17 protein-coding genes are annotated in these 19,659 nt (G+C 34.0%); all 17 read right to left on the bottom strand.

Features of this window, described 5'->3' with window-relative positions; translation table 11 throughout:
* Positions 1-167: 167 nt before the first annotated feature.
* The gene (locus tag JOE23_RS04555) at positions 168-1,367 is read right to left on the bottom strand and encodes a glycosyltransferase family 4 protein (RefSeq protein WP_204436113.1); all 1,200 of its coding nucleotides are present in this window, start codon (positions 1,365-1,367) and stop codon (positions 168-170) included.
* 136 nt (positions 1,368-1,503) lie between these two features.
* Positions 1,504-3,036, bottom strand: coding sequence for an oligosaccharide flippase family protein (locus tag JOE23_RS04550; protein WP_204436112.1), 1,533 nt, complete (start codon positions 3,034-3,036; stop codon positions 1,504-1,506).
* Between the two features lie 39 nt (positions 3,037-3,075).
* Positions 3,076-4,353, bottom strand: a complete 1,278-nt coding sequence (locus JOE23_RS04545) for a polysaccharide pyruvyl transferase family protein (protein WP_204436111.1) — start codon at positions 4,351-4,353, stop codon at positions 3,076-3,078.
* A gap of 335 nt (positions 4,354-4,688) precedes the next feature.
* Positions 4,689-5,681, bottom strand: a complete 993-nt coding sequence (locus tag JOE23_RS04540; protein WP_204436110.1) for a glycosyltransferase family 2 protein — start codon at positions 5,679-5,681, stop codon at positions 4,689-4,691.
* Positions 5,682-5,703: 22 nt separating this feature from the next.
* Entirely contained in the window at positions 5,704-6,855 is a 1,152-nt protein-coding gene (locus JOE23_RS04535; protein ID WP_204436109.1) for a glycosyltransferase, read from the bottom strand.
* Positions 6,856-7,231: 376 nt separating this feature from the next.
* Entirely contained in the window at positions 7,232-8,356 is a 1,125-nt protein-coding gene (locus JOE23_RS04530) for a glycosyltransferase family 4 protein (RefSeq protein ID WP_204436108.1), read from the bottom strand.
* 32 nt (positions 8,357-8,388) lie between these two features.
* Positions 8,389-8,955, bottom strand: coding sequence for a glycosyltransferase (locus tag JOE23_RS04525; protein ID WP_204436107.1), 567 nt, complete (start codon positions 8,953-8,955; stop codon positions 8,389-8,391).
* Positions 8,945-9,523: a glycosyltransferase gene (locus JOE23_RS04520; RefSeq protein ID WP_204436106.1), complete on the bottom strand. Its 579-nt coding sequence runs from the start codon at positions 9,521-9,523 to the stop codon at positions 8,945-8,947. Before JOE23_RS04520 ends, JOE23_RS04525 begins: the two co-directional genes overlap by 11 nt.
* A 4-nt stretch (positions 9,524-9,527) precedes the next feature.
* Positions 9,528-10,673 carry a glycosyltransferase family 4 protein gene (locus JOE23_RS04515; protein WP_204436105.1) on the bottom strand — a complete coding sequence of 382 codons (1,146 nt, stop codon included), beginning with the start codon at positions 10,671-10,673 and terminating at the stop codon, positions 9,528-9,530.
* A 14-nt stretch (positions 10,674-10,687) separates the two neighbouring features.
* Positions 10,688-11,824, bottom strand: coding sequence for a glycosyltransferase (locus JOE23_RS04510; RefSeq protein WP_204436104.1), 1,137 nt, complete (start codon positions 11,822-11,824; stop codon positions 10,688-10,690).
* Positions 11,805-13,223, bottom strand: coding sequence for a hypothetical protein (locus JOE23_RS04505; protein ID WP_204436103.1), 1,419 nt, complete (start codon positions 13,221-13,223; stop codon positions 11,805-11,807). Before JOE23_RS04505 ends, JOE23_RS04510 begins: the two co-directional genes overlap by 20 nt.
* A 30-nt stretch (positions 13,224-13,253) precedes the next feature.
* Positions 13,254-14,399 (bottom strand): glycosyltransferase family 4 protein, encoded by a 1,146-nt coding sequence (locus JOE23_RS04500; RefSeq protein ID WP_204436102.1) that lies wholly within the window; start codon positions 14,397-14,399, stop codon positions 13,254-13,256.
* A gap of 11 nt (positions 14,400-14,410) precedes the next feature.
* The gene (locus JOE23_RS04495) at positions 14,411-15,346 is read right to left on the bottom strand and encodes a glycosyltransferase family 2 protein (RefSeq protein WP_204436101.1); all 936 of its coding nucleotides are present in this window, start codon (positions 15,344-15,346) and stop codon (positions 14,411-14,413) included.
* A 33-nt stretch (positions 15,347-15,379) separates the two neighbouring features.
* The gene (locus JOE23_RS04490; protein WP_239585280.1) at positions 15,380-16,006 is read right to left on the bottom strand and encodes a sugar transferase; all 627 of its coding nucleotides are present in this window, start codon (positions 16,004-16,006) and stop codon (positions 15,380-15,382) included.
* Positions 16,007-16,152: 146 nt separating this feature from the next.
* Entirely contained in the window at positions 16,153-17,034 is an 882-nt protein-coding gene (galU, locus tag JOE23_RS04485) for a UTP--glucose-1-phosphate uridylyltransferase GalU (RefSeq protein WP_204436099.1), read from the bottom strand.
* A 1,146-nt stretch (positions 17,035-18,180) separates the two neighbouring features.
* On the bottom strand, positions 18,181-18,897 hold the full coding sequence (locus JOE23_RS04480) for a polysaccharide biosynthesis tyrosine autokinase (protein WP_204436098.1): 717 nt from the start codon (positions 18,895-18,897) through the stop codon (positions 18,181-18,183).
* A gap of 17 nt (positions 18,898-18,914) precedes the next feature.
* Positions 18,915-19,610: a YveK family protein gene (locus JOE23_RS04475; protein WP_204436097.1), complete on the bottom strand. Its 696-nt coding sequence runs from the start codon at positions 19,608-19,610 to the stop codon at positions 18,915-18,917.
* Between the last annotated feature and the right edge of the window lie 49 nt (positions 19,611-19,659).

Genomic DNA, 19,659 nt, shown 5'->3' with positions numbered 1-19,659 from the left:
ATACTTTAGTCGGGCTAAATATTAACATTTACCTATCTCCATATTAATTACTTTTTGCTTGACTCCAATGCTGGTTATTACATTATCCTTTGATTGAATAAATATTGTCTATCTTTCTCACATAAGATTTACCACTCATATCATTCCTTTCTATACCAACACTCAAGTTAGTATGTCTTCTTATTCCAAGAAACAGATGAAATTTGAAAGCTTTTCATACGTTCTTTTGCTTCAGGGTGTTCAGAGCTTTGATCAGCGTTGAATAATTTTGATTCTACAAAGGCTTTGATTTCTCTCCTAAACCTTTGTGGTGAGAAGTTAATCGCATGATTTCGACAATGTTGTGGATTAAAGCTCATCCTTTCAAATTGTTCAACTGCTCTTCGAATCGCTTCTGGTTTCTGTTGATAAAAGAATAAACCTGTTGGCTCAGCTATTTGAGCGATTCCTCGCACAGTTTCTAACGATCCACCCTTACCATATGCAATAACTGGTGTACCACAAGCTTGAGCTTCTAATGGCAAAATACCAAAATCTTCTTCAGCTGCAAAAATAAAGGCCCTAGCTCGCTGCATGTGATCTCTTAAAACTTCGAAAGTTTGATAGCCTAGTATTTTAACATTTGCGCCCGCTTTGTCCCTTATTTTTTTAAATTCCGGTCCATCTCCAATAACGATTAACTTCTTTTGAGGCATTAAAGAAAAGGCGTCAACAATGGCATCTATTTTCTTATACGGAACCATTCGTGAGGCCGTTATATAAAAATCTTCTTTCTCTTCCTTTAAAGAAAAGCCTGCTATATCAATAGGTGGATAAATCGTAGTCGATTGACGACGATAAGCTTTCCAAATTCTTCGACCGACGAAATTAGAATTAGATATAAAATAATCTACACCATTCGCTGTTCGGTAATCCCATAATCGAATTTGGTGTAGTAGCATTCTCGTTAGTGCACCTTTTATTCCTTTATCCATTCTCGCTTCCTTTAAATACTGGTGTTGAAGATCCCAAGCATACCGAATTGGAGAGTGCACATATGAAATATGGAGCTGATCTGGACCTGTGATAACACCTTTTGCAACAGCATGAGAACTAGATAAAATTAAATCATATCCTGACATATCAAGTTGCTCGATCGCTAACGGCATAAAAGGGAGATAGTTACGATATTTTTTTTTTGAACAAGGTAGCTTCTGAATAAACGTTGTTTTAACGGTTTTATTCAGAATAAATTGCCGATTACCTTTCGATAGATGGTCTACTGTACTGTATAAATCTGCTTCTGGAAAGATCTTTAATAGCTGTTCCAAAACTTTTTCCGCACCACTATAGACAACAAGCCAGTCATGAATAATAGCTACTTTCATGAATACACCTCCTCATTAGAACAATTATTGGTTTGAATTAAATGGAAAAGAACATTTTAAAAATAGTCAAACAACGCATACCGTTAGTATCGTCAATGTTAGAAAACAGCGACGCAACCATTTGACGATAAATTTGTTAAATACACCGTTTTTTCGGATCCTCTTTTTTAGAGAAGCGTTTATGATAAGAATTGATGATAAAACGCTTTTCACCATCATTCATATAAAAATGAAACATGATCCAGCCATAGATTACACTAAATGCAACCGCAAAAATAAACACATCGATCATATTCGAAACATGAAAAAAACTTTTAAGCAAATAGCCTAAAAGCCCCATAGTTACCATAGGTATAAATAAAATAAAAACTTCCTTACTATAGCGTTTCATATCAATTCCAATACGAACATAATAAATGTTCATGACAACCGTATTAATGATTTTCCCAATAACGGTCCCAATCGCTGCTCCAATAACACCATACATCATTGCTAAAGGAATACTAATTAACAAATTGAATACGGCAACGACCAGATAGAGTTTTGATTGAAAAACATGTTGGTTCTTTGCTTGTAAAATAGATGTTGCTAGCACTTGAACAATGGGGATAAATCGTGACGAAATAATTAATAAAGCGACCCAATAAGCCAATTGGTAATCTGGCCCTGCCCACAAGACTATAAATTCATGTCCTACTGAGATAAAGCCTGTTATCACCAAAGCCGCAAGAAAAAACTGTATTCTTGATATTTTAATAAAGATATTATCTATTTGACGATTAGACACTTTGTTCGTTATCATTTTAACGAGCTTCGGTAAAAGAAAACCACTTAAAACCATTGTTAACTTATTAAATAAACTATTTATAACATCTGCTATATGATAGACAGCAACTTCTCTTGCATTGACTAGAGCCCCTAAGATAAAAATATCTGTTCGAGTATAAATAATATCTGCAAGACCAGCAACAAAAACCCAAAGTGAATAACTAGCTATCTCCTTTAATAATTGAAAATCAACTTTATGTAATTTGATTTTCAATTTTAGTATGACGATACAGTAATAAACATCAAGCAGTGACAAGAATATACTAACAATTGTGATTGTGGCTAATACAACGCTTGAAGTGTAACCCATGTAAAGTACAGACAATATCGTTAGTGGATTAACAATGAATCTGATTAAATTGACGACTTTACTAAAAATAAACCGTTCATGGGCAACAATGACACCACTAAAGAGTTTAAGTGGGAATGAAACTGCTAAATTAATAGCCACAATAATCAACATATCTTTAAAACGCTCAATCTCTTCAACAGAAAGACCTTTAGCAAAGATTTTATCGGCTTGTAACGACATGATAACTGCACAAACAAATAGAATGATTCCGATGATTGAATATAATAGAAGAAACATCGCCATCGTATTTTGGTAGCCTTTTTCATCATTTTTCTCTTTAAATTTTGTTGCATATTTAACGACTGCATTTGAAAAACCGAAATCAAATAAAAACAACATCCCCATTATTGACATTGCTAATGCATACAGCCCATATTCTTCCTGTCCAAACAAACGTAAGGTTATTGGCGTCACTAATAATCCAGTTAATAAGTTAATTAATGTTCCAATATAAGTAATGATCACACCAAATTTAATCTGCTTGACCATAGGCTCGCCTCGTTTTCTCTATTTACTGTTTTGTCTAAGTCATTCCACTTTATTCTCTATCTGTACGATGCAACTTTGATCGATTTCAACCGCGATTTTTTGATAATACGATTTGGTAAAGTCATTGTTATAACGGGCATCATCACAATTTAAAGCTAATAATTCATCTATATAAAGAAAAATATTTTCATCTTTTTCAACGAATTTTATATAAGGGAGATGTTTAAGCCATTGATAAGTTCCTCTAACCTTATGATTATAGTTACTGAGAACTATACAAGGGGTTGATGTTATAGCCGCAAAGACCATACCATGCAATCGATCGGTAACTATCAATTTAGATTGGCTAAAAGCGTCCCAAATCTTATTAAGTTCTCGCTCTCTTTGTCGCTTGCTAACACCATATTTTACCACCGTATCAGTTATGATTGCCTGATTTTCATCATCAGCAAAACGATCTATTATTTGTTGTTTTAGATGATCATTTAATATCGATTCGACGTCGTTTCTAAAACACAACAAAACATCTCGGCGCTGTTTCTTTTGCGTTTGGTTTAAGTACATAACAATATCTGGAACGATTATAACGGTATTATTCTTAAAGGCATCACACATCATCTGGTAAGATTGCTTTTCTCGTGCAATTAGAATAAGATTTCTATGTGAATTATAAATTCTTTTTGTTAGCTCAAATTCCTTTTTCCCCTTTTCAGAATCATCAAAATACATTGTTTGTGGGAAAAGAATGATTTTTTGTCTGTTGAAAATCTTAATAATCATCCGTCTAAGTTCCTCTTCTGCTGGGTATTCATTTCCTAAATTCCCACCGCCATGAAGCATAATAATATCTTGATCTATAATATGTTCTTTGAGCGCATATAAACAATACTTCAATTCACTAAATTGAATTTCAATTCGTTTAAAATTTTGACACGTCTCATCTAAAAAACGTTTCTCTGCATAAGCTATGGCTTGATCTCCTAAATTCCCATGTTCTGGAGTGCCAATTAGTATAATATTGCATTCCTTACTGTTTTTTATTGCTCTGCTAACCTTATATGCACTGAATCTCACACTCAATTTGTAGCCAAACCTCTTTAATTTGTAACCAAACCTCTTCAATTTGTAGCCAAACCTCTTTAATTTGTAACCAAACCTCTTCAATTTGTAGCTAGATCTCTTTAATTTGTGACTAAACCTCTTCAATTTGTAGCTAAATCTCTTTAATTTGTGACTAAACCTCTTCAATTTGTAGCTAAATCTCTTTAATTTGTGGCTAAACCTCTTTAATTTCTTTGTAATCTTGTATAACATCATTTGATATCACTCCTTATTAACCAGCATATCTTTTATATCTTTTATTTCATCTATTAATCCTAGATGAATGCTTTTCATCAAAAATGATATCTTTAAAACCGAAAGATATAAAATATTAAGAAATCTCTTGATGAATGAAAAAAATCAATCAACGCGATGCTAAGATTGACTTGATCACCATTTCTTTACTGATCAAATTGCCTCTAGCAAGTGCGTTTATTGATTTAGCGAGCGTATCTATATGCTTAGCCTCGTATAATTTTCGAACGAATATGAACTTTATCGCTATATTTGTTCGTTTTAAAACTGAATGAATAGTTATTAAATTCATTCAGTTATTTCCTTCTGAAATTTAGTGCTATATATAATCTTCTAATTAGAAATACCGGCATAAAGCGATAAAAATTTCTAATCAGTTTCGTTTTCATTGAGCTCGGATATAATTCAAACACTTGCAAATGATCCTTATAATACTGAATGAGCTTGTTTATTATGACATCACGATTATCAATATCATAGATAATCACACGATTAATTGATCCTCTGACTAAAGACTCTAATCTTCTAAGTGCCTTTTTCTGTAACTCGATCAAACCATGTTCATGATAAAATTGCCACTGATTATCATAAGCTTCTATTTGATTAAGTCGTTGGTGATTAAAACCTGCTCCCATAATACTTGATGTTCGTTGCAAATAATAATACATTTTACGCTCCATTATTACGAGTTTATTTGCCTGATATAAAAGTTTATACGTGGTTAATTCATCTTCGTGAACTTTACCTTTTGGAAACTCAATATCTTGAAACAAATTTAATTTAAATAGCTTATTCCAAATTACAACCGTGTCACCATAATTTTGATTGTATAAATTGTCTAGAATCTCTTGTTTTTTTGAAAAAACAAATGTATCTAACTTATTAACCGATTCATTAATCAGATCATGATCTGATTCTTCTGTAACTTTAGTGTAGCCACATTGAACGATATCGGCCTTGTTTTCAATCATATCTTCCAATAAATAACGATAGAATTCACTATGAATATAATCATCAGAATCAATGAAACTAATATACCTACCTGTTGCGATTCGTAAGCCAGCATTCCTCGCATCAGAAAGTCCACCGTTTTCTTTATGAATAACGCAAATTCGCTCATCAATTTCTGCATATTTATTACATATTGTACCGCAATAATCAGGAGAACCATCATTGACTAAAATGATTTCTAAGTTGCGATACGTTTGATTGAGAATACTATCGATACATTTGGGTAAGTAGCGTTCCACTTTATATACCGGAACAACAACGCTTATTTTAGGATTCATATTATCAACCTCGCTATTTCAGTTAAAGATAATTTTCACAATCCTGTTCTAGTAAATCTTGGTATATGTCCGTATACATTGTTCTAAATAAATTATCATTATATTCTGTGTGCCTTTGTTCCTTAGCCGTTAATATTGTATTGGCGAGATCAAATGAATCTTTCCTTTTTGCAACATAAATATGATTCATCATGTGTGACCATTCTGACAATCCACCACTGTCAAATACCACAACAGGCTTTCCTGCTTGTCTGGCTTCAGGTACTACTAACCCCGCGGCTTCATACCAAATTGACGGGACAACAACAATGTCCGCATTCTGATAATATTGTTTAATCTTAACACTGTCTACCTTACCGATAAAATGAATGAACTGCCTTAGTTCTTTATCTTCTACCAGGTTAATCAAGCGATCTTCATACCAACCACCGCCAACAATATAACATGCTATATCAATACCTCTAGTTTTAAGTTCTGAAATCGCAGAGATTAAATACTGTACACCTTTATTATAAGAAAGCCTGCCAACATACAGTATATTTAGGATAGTATCTTGACGTGTAACATTGTTTATTGGTCCTACATCTGTTAATGATCCAAGGGTAATATCAAATAACTTAATCTGATTCGGATCAATACCTTCCCATTCTAGTGATTGTTTCATCGCTTGGGTTGCAACATAGATTGCTTTACTTTGCTTAAACAGATCATGGGTCGCTTGACTCTTTTTAAATAATCGAAACGCTTCTTTAGGCGCCTTGTTTATTCCACATCTTCTAACATACCAATTCACCATGCATTTAAGACCTGTAGAACACATACATATTTCATCTTTATCCCTAAATAGCCTTGTCCCTGCTGGACATGTGACATTATGAACGATTGAAAAAAGTGGATATTTAAGCGCAAGTTCCTTTACCTCATCGGTTGTGTTAGGGCTTACATGCCATAGTAACGCATCTGGTTTAAACGCTTGAACGTTATCGCGCCAAGCTTTATCGAAAGTCATCATCTCACATCCTATCTCCCCCCCCCAAATTGACGTACCACTATAATCCAAACATATCACAGCAGTTTCCGAATCATTAGCTCGTATCTTTTGTGTTAAATCATACAAAAAGCGTTCTTTCCCTCCACCATCATGATATTTATCTATGATTTGTAATAATCTCAAAATCCCACTCCTTTACAGGCTAAGATGCATAAACCGAACCTTCAATCAGTGGGCGGAGGGCTACAGGATGTAGGTCATGCAGACGTGGGCCTACAGGATGTAGGTTATGCAGACGTTGCCACAGGACGTGGCGGCCTTAGTCTGTAATCCTCTTAAGGAGGTGGCGATCTTAGTCTGTAATCCTTCTTAAAGACGTGGCGGTCTTAGTCTGCGATCTTACTCTCCCACAGATTGGTAATTGAGTGAATCAGAACATTAGCCCCGCCTAAATAAATTTAGCTCTACTCTCTATTTTGAGCCTGTTTTTTTACAGACAGTTATCTGTGATAAAAGTTGCGTGCGATAAGCATTGTTTCATCTATCGATAGTTCATAGCTTATTTGCGTTTGTCTCTATTTTTTAATGCTTGTTTATAAGCATTCAGTCTGATTTCTGCAGCTTGATACCAACTATATTTTTGAGCGGTCTGATAAGCGTTATGACGTATGTTATATAACAACGTCTCATCATTAATTAACTGTTCAATCGCGTTTTCTAGTGCTCGAATATTCCGACGCGGAACCACTAATGCATCATGATTGTCGTTAACAATATCGTTAGGTCCCGGTGTTTCAAACGTTATCGGTGCCAGTCCACATGACATTGCTTCAATCAATGTTTTCCCAAACCCTTCTGACAGTGAAGGAAATAGATTAATATGAAATCTCCTTAAGAGGTTAGGTAAATCAACATGATTGTAATTTTCAATCACATGAACTCTGTCTATTACTGTATAATTGAATGCTTTATGCACCTGTTCTACTGGACAGCCCGTTCCAAAAAAGGTAACACTAACATTTGGATATAAGGATAAAATTTTATTTAATGCTTTTGTACTATAATCAATCCCCTTCCTCTGAATATAGCTCCCAACTTGAGCTATATTTATTAGCCCATAATTTTTACGCTCAATTTTTACATTCTGATTTAAAAAGTAATCTGGTATTCCATTAGGTACAATGCGAATACGATCAAGTTCAATACCCATCTGATTTACAATATAATCTTTATCAGTCTTATTTAAAACGATCGACATATCTGATCTTCTTATTGAGCTGGTTACTTCTTGCAATCTAATACCGCCCCAATATAATGGATATTTCCAACTTAATTTAAGGTGTCCTTGCATGGACTCTTTAACGATTTCTTCATGAGCAAGATGTTCTAACCCATGGCTACTAAACACGGTTATGGGCCTGTTTTTCATAAATGTCAAGATCCAACCATCACCAGAAGCGATATCGATTAAATCATACTCTCTCCATTTCTTTATTTTTGAAGCAACTCGCCATGGGAAGATAACTCTATCCAGTAACCCACCCGAAAACAACTTTAGATCATCCATAAAATAGGTGTCGACCCTGATATCTAGTTTTCTTAATGCATCACTTAGTGCAATGCGACTACCTGACACACCAGTATTCGGATCGAAATCAGCACTGGATATTAATGCTACTTTCATTTTTTCACCCTCTAAGCTTAAAATTGAAATTGTCAATCTTTTAATACGGATAAACGAATATGTTTTTCTACTAATGAAACGGTTTGTTCAATCGTAAATTTATTTTGAAAACGTTGATAAGCTTGATTTGCTATTTTTTGATAACCTTGTTTATCGGTGAGCAAATACTCAATTGCTTCTACTAAACCGCCAACATTACCAGGTTGATAAAGAAGCCCTGATAAACCATGCTCAATAATTTCCAAAGGGCCTCCGATACCCGAAGCAATCACGGGTACCTTGGCGGCCATCCCCTCAATAATCACCCTACCAAAAGGCTCCGGTCGTACGGAAGCATGAACCAAGATATCAATGTCATTTAGTAGCGGCCTGACATTTCCTTGGTGTCCTAAAAATTGAATGGCTGCACAACCACTAGCTTCTTCAATGATGGTTTGTTTGAAATTTAGCTCTTCCTCTTTATTAAATAAAACGTCACCAATGATTAAAAACTTTAGCTCGGGATATTTCTGATGTAAACATTTTGCAGCTTGGATAAAAATATCTTGCCCTTTCCATTTCGCAATTTGACCAACTATAGCCACCTTATCAGCATTCAATTTTATTAGCCTCCTCATGAGGACAGATGCCGTTATAAACGATTTTCAATTTATGATTTTGTTTAAATTGTTTTGACACCGCAGCAGATATACAAATAATTTTATCTGTATATCTTGCTAAGTATGTGAATAGGGTTCGATTTAAGCCGTCGTCAAGAATATCTCTTACATGCCAAATGACTTTTTTAAACATCAGTTTCCCAACTATTAAACCAATAAAATGTGCCTTCATAGAATTGGTATAATATAAATCTACTTTATGCCTTAATCCAAATCGCCAAAGTTTTACTATTGGGAAAAATAAAGAAAAGCCATAAAAAAAACGAAAACGATTTTTTTGGTCTCGGTTATATTTCAAAATTTTATCAGGGAATTTTATAATGGAAACTTCTATCCCTTTAATTTGTCTAGCTAGACGAACGAGTTCCCCATCTTCAAAACAAACAAGCAATGGGTGAAATAATTCTTTATTAATATAACTAAGCATATCTAATAAACTGCGCTCAGCACCACCAACGACAGCGGTATGATTGATAAAAATGACTTTAATTGGCTGTTTATCCCCCATATCATCACTCCAACGTTTCTAATAAATTCACTCTTTGTTTCCATAAACAATGCTCTGTAACCCAACGATAACCATTATTACCGATTTTTCTTGCTAATTCGTGATCATTTAAAAGCGTTAGTATGGTCTGAATAACTTCCTTTTTATCTAATGGATTAATTAAAAAGCCGGTTTTTCCATCTATCACGGCATCAGGAACACCGCCATTACGCCCTCCAATCACAGGTGTTCTATGTAATCCCGCTTCCAAAAACACGATGCCATAACCTTCTACATCGCCTTCTTGATGTAATTCTTGATTAAGCATGATAAACAAATTAGCCAATGAATATAATGTTTCTAATTCACTTCTTTCTATTGCACCCGTAAAAACAACGTGTTTTTCCATAGCTAAGGTTTTTACTATCTTTTCTAAATTATCCCGTTCGGGACCACTACCACAAATGACATAGACGACTTCTTCATTACCTTTTATAACTTCTTGTAACGCTTTAATCACAAGATCATGTCCTTTTCTTTTCACTAGTCGTCCCACCGTTAATAAGACCGCCTTGTCTGCTAACCCAAATTTTTCACTAACAGCAGTTGTATTAAGGTCTATATCGTCATGTTTCATTGTTCCTGGATTGATAATAACAATATCAGCTGGTTTAATTCCTACTTCTATTAACTTTGTTTTCGTATACTGGCTATTAGAGATAATTTTATTTGCCCGCTTTAAACTGTACATTAATAACTTATATTTCAAGCGATTTTGCTTAGATTCCAAAAAGTCTAAACCATGAATATATGGATAATAGTTTACTTTTAACCATTTACGAGCCAGGGGGCCAATCACTCCTATAGGCATAATATTTCCAAAGTGTAATTCTTCAATTTTGTGTTTTCTTTTTATTTTAACTAAATAATAAATCAAGCCAAAGAGTTGTTGGATTTGCCTTATAAATGAAACGCGATTAGTCATACCCATCCGGTATGTTTTATAAGCTTGTGATTCATCAAAACGCTTATATGTTTCTTTTCCAATTCTATTTGATGTTAAGACAAATGTTTGACTGGGATTTAAATGTTTAACCATTCCATAAACATAATTTTGTATCCCGCCATTTTCGGGTGGGAAATCAATTGACACAAATAAACGTTTAATCATCCAATCACAACCTTCTATCCAACTATTTTTTCAAATGACGCGATAATCATTTGTGCAATTTGTTTATTGCCAAATTTGTTTATCGCATGCTCTCTTATACTGAGCCTATTTTTTTCAGCTTTTGCTGCAACAATTATTCTATTAGATAATTGATCTATATCATCCTCTTCAAACACCCAATCCATTCGTAATGCTTTAAGCACTTGCGGAATTTCTCCACAATTACTACCAATAGATGCTACACCACAGGCTGCCGCTTCTATTAACACTCTACCGAACTGTTCTTTCCAATTGTGCGAAGTTTTTGAAGGGAGTACATGTACATCCATACAGTTGAACCATTTGGACATCGCACTATGTTCAGCATTATCAATAAAACTTACCTGTTGATCAATATGAAGATTCGTGGCTAACGCTCTCAATTCTTTTTGTAACGGACCTCTTCCTACAATTATTAAGTGAATGTCCGATAAAAATGCAAGTGATTTTTTAAACGCTTTAAATAGAATATCTACGCCCTTTTCTTCAACTAATCGACCTGCAAAACCAATAACAAACGTATCATTTGATAGATCTAATTCTGCTCTCCCATACTGTCTGATCTGATAATCAATATTAAAATGAGCTTCATCTACACCTAAAGGAATTTCAATTAACGACTTTTGATAACCTTTATCACGTAATACACCTGTTACATCCTTACTAATACTAACCGCTAAATCAGCATAATTATAGGTGTATTGCTCTATTCGCTTTATTATAAAAGGATAGTTTTTATAAATATTCTGCGCTGAATAAAATCCAACCGGGATTTTTAATGCCTTGGCATATCTTATTGATTGAAAACAGCTAAGCGAGTATGGTTCTTCGGCTAAATAAATCGCATCTGGATTTAGTCTTTTTAGGACGTGTTTTAAGTTTTTGCGGTAAAAATGTAAAGGGATACTTCTATTTAATACTGTTGGTATTTCAATAATTTCTCCATTAAATCCTGGCCAACGCTTTACTTGAATCGGTCTATTTGTTAAATCAGCAGCTATAAAATTACTTGGTACGATCACATCTACATGATGACCCAATTTCTCCATTTCACTATATACTTGTTGATTGACATCCGTAACACATGCATGACTAATCACCGTTAAACGCATATTCTCCACCTCGTTGCAACATATATTCTTTATGAATCCATCCAACAAATAACCAAACAATCATTGGGGTTAGATAGAAGCCTCCATTAAGCCATTGACCTAAAGTACTAATTAAAATACCTAGCGTAACAACATGTTCCATTTGCCTTTGATGATAAATTAACCAAATCGACCTGTAAATTGTGATGCCAATAACCACCATGTATATAATGCCACCTAAACCTAAAGCAACAATCATATTTGATATATCAATCTCTGTAGACATGCTTTGCGAAGTTTCCGCTTTATCTGCTGCCTTCGTAATCGAAGCTATTCCATTACCGAACGGATTCGTATATATATTCTTGGCGCCATCTACCACACGTTCAATATGACCAATACCCGTTTGCTCTTCCGAGAGCGGATCTGCAAGGCCCCCTATTACATGTTTGATAACTGGTTCAGCAGAGCCAAACCAAGCAGGGTTAATTTGAGGGAATGTTGACCACAATATTATAAAACCTATCGCAACTATGACCCCTGCACTCACTCGCGCTATTAAGCGTTTTCGAGTGATAACTATAACCATAAAAATAGCTAGACAAATAAAGAAGATAACCATTCTTGATCCTGCTAAAATGATTGCCGTTAGTGCTGTGATACTTACAAGAGCATGGATAATCTTAAAACGATCAACGATCATTCTTGCAAAAGAAATGCTAAATGTTATTGTTATAAAATAAACAAATTCATGAGCGCTTGGAAACGTCCCAATTGCCCTTACCGTGTCTTCAGCCAAGTATAATGCTGCATAACCTGATATATTTACCCAATCCATTTCAAATGGAAGCAACCCGAAAAATGACTGATATAAACCGTACAGGGCTATGATTACGCCTAATAGTTCGATCGTGTTCATAATATGTTTAATCATTGTTTTATTAAACTTAAAAAATGAAATATAGTACCATAACCATGGAATTAAAATAAACATGGAAGCGACTAGACCTAATGTCAATGGATTAATGATATGGATACAACTCATACCAAAGAGTAAAGCCATCAATTTGTCTGGTTTTTCTCTTTGCTCATGTGGATTATTTTTATGTTCCCAAAACATTAGAATAGCAAGTATAACGGTAAAAATCGGGATTAAAATCAGAAGCGGATCAAAGCTACTCCATCCAGCAATCGGGATTAGTGCTCGTCTAATTAATCCTATGAAAGCTAAATAAATAATAAAAAGATATATCATCCGTTCTCGATAGCTGATAACTAAACCGGATATGATTAAAAACAATGCAATAAATACAAGAGGCCTTATCATTTGTGCTGATATAGATAATACGCCAACCATTAAGGATGTTATGACTACTAATAGTATTAGTTGAGCAAACTTTTTATTAAAAATTACAGCCACTAGATGTTCCTCCTCTTTTCCATGCATCATTTAATTTACAATATTTTTATATAGTGCTTTAAATAAAATATAGCTCCGATCCCATGTTAAATACTTAGCTTTCTCGTGCGCTTTGATCGACATTTCTTTTCTTAATTGAGTATTTAACGATAAAGTCTCACAAGCCGCTTGTAAAGAATGCTTATTTCTTTCAACTGTGAAACCTGTCACTCCATTTTCTGCCAAAATATTTGAAATTCCAACTTCTGTCATGATAATAGGTAAACCACATGCAGCTGCTTCGAGTGAAGCAATACTAAACGTTTCATACAAGCTTGGAAGCACATATATATCCGCTGTATTATACAATTCAGTTGGATTTTCCTGAAACCCATAAAAAATAACGTGATTTCTCATGTTTGAATCGAGTCCACTAAGAAGCCTTTTTTCATCTCCCTTTCCTACAACCAACAACTTTGCATTAATCGTTGGATAAGTCGATCGAAGATGCACAAATACCTCTATCATAATCGGCAAGCCTTTTCGAGTCCAATCTCCACCAACAAAAATAAATACCAAAGCATCCTCTGGTATTCTTCTTTTCCTTTTATAGATCTTCTTTCTTGCTTCATTTACGGGTTTAAATACTTCTGTATCGACCCCATTATATATAATCGACACATTTTGATTATCATAATTAAAATATCTAGTAAGTTCTTCTTTCACGTGTTCAGATACAGCGACTAACTGTGGTATCCGTTTAGGTTGATAACACAGATTTTCCATTATTCTTGCAAAATGATTTTGAAACCAAGTATTTAATCGATGGGCATTTGATTTAACGACCTTCACTCGATCATGTAATCCCAATTGATGATAAGCTTTATGACAAAAATGGACAGTTGAAACATCAACACGATTTAGGACAATTGCGCCTGTTGTATGGACAAGATCAAACTTTTTAAAAGTGAGAATCACGCTAACAATAATCATAAATAACATACTTTTCAGAAAGACAGGTCGTTGTGGAATGGGGATTCTCATAAATTTGACATCTTCACAATCACAATCTAATTCGGTCGCAATTACCGTAATAGCATAATCATACTTTAGTCGCTTAATCATTTCCAACAAATGTTTCTCCATACCGCCTTTATTATTTATATTATGCGCAACGATCGCTAATTTCTTCTTCATAAACTTCTCCTTTAAGATACTTGCCTATCCTTTGTTTTTTTGACAAAGGATAATCTTACACTTAAATTAACCTTAAACTTTTCCATCACTAAATAAGGTTGATTACTTAATGAGCGAAATAAGTGAAGAACACCCGGTCGATCGCGTGTACCTATTAACACAGTCCATAAAATATAGATTAACCTTCTACAGCGCGATGGCATATATTCTAATATGATTAGTGTTTCATTATATATAGCATGATAATAGGCTTTAGCATTAAATTCATCCCGTTTATTTAAATCAAATCGTCGTGCAGGAAAGTGATCAACCATTGCACGAGGATCATATATTAAACGCCATCCCTTTCGCTTCACACTTAGGCTGAATGCCATGTCATTATGTACCTGAGCCCCCTCTCCAAGTAATCTTTCATCAAAATACAATTCGTTGATCGCTTCACGACGATAACTCATATTTGCTCCCTTTAACACATCAACATCGCGAACAGGCCCATAACCTAGGTGATGATTTCCGATCACCCGACCAAACCACTGAATTTTCCCAACCGTTCTTTTTTTTGCTTTTCCTTTCATTGATTTGTAATTTATCCAATCTCGCCCGCCTATGCCACCGATATCATCGGCAAGATGAAATTGATCAACAATGGTTTGTAACCAGGTGTGATACGGTGCTGTATCATCATCTAGAATACAAATAAATTTACCACGCGCACTTCGCAAACCTTCATTTAAAGCGGCTACTTGTCCAGGAATAGTCACCAGCCTTTCTACTAGTTGATACTTTGTTGATTGAAGTCCTCTTATAAATCGTCTTGTTTCTGAATCTGTATCTCTAACAATAACGATGACTTCGTCTGGTAACAAAGTTTGTTTTTGCAAAGCTAATAAACAACGTCGCAAATCGCTTGTTCGTTTATAAGTTGGCACTAATACGGAAGTATTCATACTATATCTCATCCTTTAAATATTTGGTGAACATTAATAAGCTCCATTTGAACCACATAGAACGACAACGGTTCTAACAATTAATTTAAGATCAATTAACAGATTTCTTTCACTTATATACTTTAAATCTAAATAGACCCATTCTTCAAAATCAAGATCACTTCTACCACTTATTTGCCAATAACAAGTTAGTCCGGGAACAACCTTCAAACGTTGCATTTGGTAACTTGAATATTTTAATACTTCATCCGGCAGTGGAGGTCTAGGTCCAACTAAACTCATTTCACCTTTTAAAACATTAATTAACTGTGGCAATTCATCAATACTTGTTTTTCTAATAAATTTACCTATTTTCGTAATCCTAGGGTCTTTTTTCATTTTAAATACTGGACCAGTTACTTCATTATTAGCTAATAATGAATGTTTTAATGCTTCTGCATTAGGTACCATGGAGCGGAATTTGTACATGTTAAAACTTTTGCCATCTTTACCTAAACGTTCTTGACTAAAAAAAATCGAAGTCTGACTATCATCTAATTTAATTAGAAGTCCAATAATAAGAAATACAGGAGATAACATGATCAATCCTACACCAGCAATTATTAGGTCGATACATCTTTTCGAAACACGATAAAAACGCGATTCATTTACTGGGATCATAATGTATTTAATATTATAATTCTTTTTTTCTTCTGTATGACCTTTTGTTATCAGCAACTCGCTTCACCAACCTTGTCATCAGTTTCAGTCAAATAGTTATTTCAAATTAGCTTCTAGTAGTTAATATCTACACTGATTAGATTAGATCAATTTGGTACTGCTTCAAGTATCATTTCTTTTAACATTTTTTCAACATGAGGACCTAACTCTTTATTCAGTAATGCAAATTCTATCGTTGTTTTTATAAACCCTAGTTTCTCTCCAACATCATAGCGTTCACCTTCAAAATCATAAGCGAATACACGTTGTATATGATTCAATCTTTGAATTGAGTCCGTTAATTGAATCTCTCCTCCAGTCCCCACTTCCAGCTTATCTAAGAATCTGAAAATTTCTGGTGTAAGTATGTAGCGACCCATAATGGCTAGATTGGAAGGCGCGGTTCCTGGTTCTGGTTTCTCGACAAAACTATTAACTTTGTAACGTCGCCCTTCAAAGCTATCAGGGTTTATAATTCCATAACGACTTGTTTCTTCATCTGGTACTTTTTGAACACCTATAATAGAAGAATAAGTTTTCTCGTATTGTTCTATTAACTGCTTAAGGCAAGGAACATCGCTTTTAACAATATCATCGCCTAACAATACGGCAAATGGTTCATCACCAATAAAGTTTCGCGCGCACCAAACCGCATGACCTAATCCTTTGGGTTGACTTTGTCTAATATAGTGAATATCTGCAAGATTAGAAGTATATTCTACCTGAGCAAGTAAATCTAACTTTCCTTTTTCTGCAAGATTCCGTTCTAATTCAGGTGCATGATCAAAATGATCCTCAATTGCTCGTTTCCCTTTACCTGTTACAATGATAATGTCTTCAATACCTGACGCAACAGCTTCTTCTATAATGTATTGAATCGTTGGTTTATCAACAATAGGTAACATCTCTTTGGGCATTGCTTTAGTTGCCGGCAAAAATCTTGTTCCTAATCCAGCGGCTGGTATGATTGCTTTTTTTATCTTTTTCATAACCTACCTCCTTAAATTTTTTTGATAAATATCTTGGATAGTATACTTTTTTACTTTGGTCGTTTTTCCTAACTTAAATATATATTTTTTTGACTTCTCGCTTGTTAGTGTTTAAATCAGAGAAAAGATAACATCATTGTCGATTTGCTATAAATGATTTTCAGGTTTTATTACTCAAGCCAAATATCAAGAACATTGCGTTTTGGCTTACGTAAGTGATCATTTCATATTTTAATCTCCAATCCTAAATCTGCAGATAGACTAAATAGCGAAAAGGCATAATTTAATTAAAAATGGGCATCTAACCCGTCCTCACTTCCACACCCTTGCTGACTTGCGCTAAGGTTATCTATCTTTGATATAACCCACAGTATGACCGAGTGCATCCATTGATAAGGGTTAGGATACATCACCCATAAACTCATACATTAAGTATCTCTGTTCATTATTTTATTTTCCTTTTACTGAAGACAAGCTTTTCTATTACGTTTTAAGTTCTTTTTTTGACTTCATATATAGAGAGCTAACTTGTTATTATTACAGTTGCTTCGTTATTCATCTTAGGTACTGTGAAATTTATATACGTAGATTATTGATTCGTTTACTTGCTTTGATAAATAACACTACTTTTTTCTTTAAACTATTTATAACAAAATAAAAAATAATTCACATATAACTAAAGTTATATTTAGACAATTTTTTTAAGAAATAATTCCTTAACTATGTACTTTACCGCCCATAATAGGAGAAAAGTTAATAAAATGTAGATTGATATGGAAATAAAGTTAAATTTCAGAAGAGAATAAATATCGATATGACAGATGTGAAAATACGTGGTATCAAAATAATGACTTTGGTAAAAGCAAATAATTCCTCTAAAAAATTAACGACATAGAGATTTTTAATGATTAGATAAAGTCATCCTCACTCCAAACTCAAATCAACTTTTTTGCTTGTCAACACGAAGATAACAATACGTTTGTAAAGCAATGAAACATTTTTGTATTGGCACGTTTCCCTTTCCCAGAGTAAATGCACATTTCAAAAGAATCCTCTCAAACTGGTTAAAGAAACTGAACTTAATCCATTTGCAAATTAAGCTATCTATCATGAGCATAAAAAAACTATAGGTAGACTTTTTTAAGTCTACCTATAGGCTATATCAATCTCACTAACATCATATTTTTGTAATATTGCTAATTTATCATCTTTATCATGATCATTTAATACCACACCTATTAATTCTGCTTCTGCGTTTTCCAATATTTCTTTTGCTTTAGAAGCTTTTTCCGAATTTGTTTTCATACTGCGAACAACTAAAAGGGAAACATCGCAAATATTTGCCAAGATTCTCGTATCCACAACTCCTAAAATGTTTGGTGTATCAAAAATTACTAAATCATAGATTTTATTTACTTCAACTAGTAATTCAGTCATTTTATTTGATGCCAATAATTCCGTCGGGTCGGCAGAAATCGAACCGCCTGTTAATAAATCCAGATTCTTCACCCGGCTACGAATCACAACATCTTTAAATTGTTTCTTACCATTAATGATACTGCATAAGCCATGATTATTTTTTTCTTGGAAATAACAATGCAAACTTGCATGACGAATATCGGCATCAATAATTAATGCTCTGTAATTTCGTTTAGCAAAGGCAACAGCTAAATTTGCACTCACCATTGACTTTCCGTCCTGAAATTCTGGAGAAGTAATAATCAATGATTTCATCTTGTTTTTTTTCATGAAGTATTCTACATTTGTTCTCAAAGTTAAGTATTGTGCCGTAATATGTGAATCTTGCATTTTGTTCGTTACTCGATCAGCTTGATCATAGTCTAATTTTCTATTTCTTTTCACTCGTAAATACGCCCTTTCTAATTTCCGTTAACCTTAAAAATGTCATGAAATTTCTTAATATTTCTTGGTTGAGCATGACCAATCACACCCAAAACAGGAAGATCCAATTGTCTTTTAACATCCTTCTCTGATGTTATCGTGTTATCTAAATAGCCTAATACTAAAACAATACCTACTCCGATTATTAGACCTAATACGGTAGCAATGGTAATATTTAATGATATATTAGGTCCCCGTTTTTGTGCCGTCGATGCTCTGCTAATAATATTTATATTATCTACCTGCATAATTCCAGGCAATTCTTTTTGGAAAACTTCAACAACAGTATTAGCTAAAATTACTGCATCTGTTGGATCTGAATCAAAAGCACCTAATGTAACAATTTGTGAACCACTTCTATTATCTATTTCAATAGAATTAGCAAAAATCGGCCTGTCCAACTCTTCTGATACGATGTCTAATATTTGCCGGCTGACGATAAGGTCTTTATAGGAATTAATTAAATCTAAATTGACACTAATTTGATTTGATTGGTAGATTTCGTCTTCACTCATTTGATTCACTAAAAATTGAGCACTCGAATAATAAGTTGGTGTTACTCTAAAAGTAAAGATCCCACTGATAACCCCTGCCAAAATTGCAATTGATATGATCATGAGAAACCTTTTTTTAATTAATGCAGTGATCTCTTTTAACGCTTCAAAATCTTGCATTTTACCACTCCATTCTGCTTGATTTGAATAATATAGTTATCCTACAACA

It is taken from the genome of Amphibacillus cookii, assembly GCF_016908375.1.
GTDB classification, from domain to species: domain Bacteria; phylum Bacillota; class Bacilli; order Bacillales; family Amphibacillaceae; genus Amphibacillus_C; species Amphibacillus_C cookii.
This window is presented reverse-complemented; position numbering and strand designations above follow the sequence as displayed.

Excerpts from the sequence above, each read along its gene's own strand:
- JOE23_RS04555 (WP_204436113.1), bottom strand. The coding sequence starts at position 1,367 with ATGAAAGTAGCTATTATTCATGACTGGCTTGTTGTCTATAGTGGTGCG.
- JOE23_RS04550 (WP_204436112.1), bottom strand. The coding sequence starts at position 3,036 with ATGGTCAAGCAGATTAAATTTGGTGTGATCATTACTTATATTGGAACA.
- JOE23_RS04545 (WP_204436111.1), bottom strand. The coding sequence starts at position 4,353 with ATGATGTTATACAAGATTACAAAGAAATTAAAGAGGTTTAGCCACAAA.
- JOE23_RS04540 (WP_204436110.1), bottom strand. The coding sequence starts at position 5,681 with ATGAATCCTAAAATAAGCGTTGTTGTTCCGGTATATAAAGTGGAACGC.
- JOE23_RS04530 (WP_204436108.1), bottom strand. The coding sequence starts at position 8,356 with ATGAAAGTAGCATTAATATCCAGTGCTGATTTCGATCCGAATACTGGT.
- JOE23_RS04520 (WP_204436106.1), bottom strand. The coding sequence starts at position 9,523 with ATGGGGGATAAACAGCCAATTAAAGTCATTTTTATCAATCATACCGCT.
- JOE23_RS04515 (WP_204436105.1), bottom strand. The coding sequence starts at position 10,673 with ATGATTAAACGTTTATTTGTGTCAATTGATTTCCCACCCGAAAATGGC.
- JOE23_RS04510 (WP_204436104.1), bottom strand. The coding sequence starts at position 11,824 with ATGCGTTTAACGGTGATTAGTCATGCATGTGTTACGGATGTCAATCAA.
- JOE23_RS04500 (WP_204436102.1), bottom strand. The coding sequence starts at position 14,399 with ATGAAGAAGAAATTAGCGATCGTTGCGCATAATATAAATAATAAAGGC.
- JOE23_RS04495 (WP_204436101.1), bottom strand. The coding sequence starts at position 15,346 with ATGAATACTTCCGTATTAGTGCCAACTTATAAACGAACAAGCGATTTG.
- JOE23_RS04490 (WP_239585280.1), bottom strand. The coding sequence starts at position 16,006 with ATGATCCCAGTAAATGAATCGCGTTTTTATCGTGTTTCGAAAAGATGT.
- galU (WP_204436099.1), bottom strand. The coding sequence starts at position 17,034 with ATGAAAAAGATAAAAAAAGCAATCATACCAGCCGCTGGATTAGGAACA.
- JOE23_RS04475 (WP_204436097.1), bottom strand. The coding sequence starts at position 19,610 with ATGCAAGATTTTGAAGCGTTAAAAGAGATCACTGCATTAATTAAAAAA.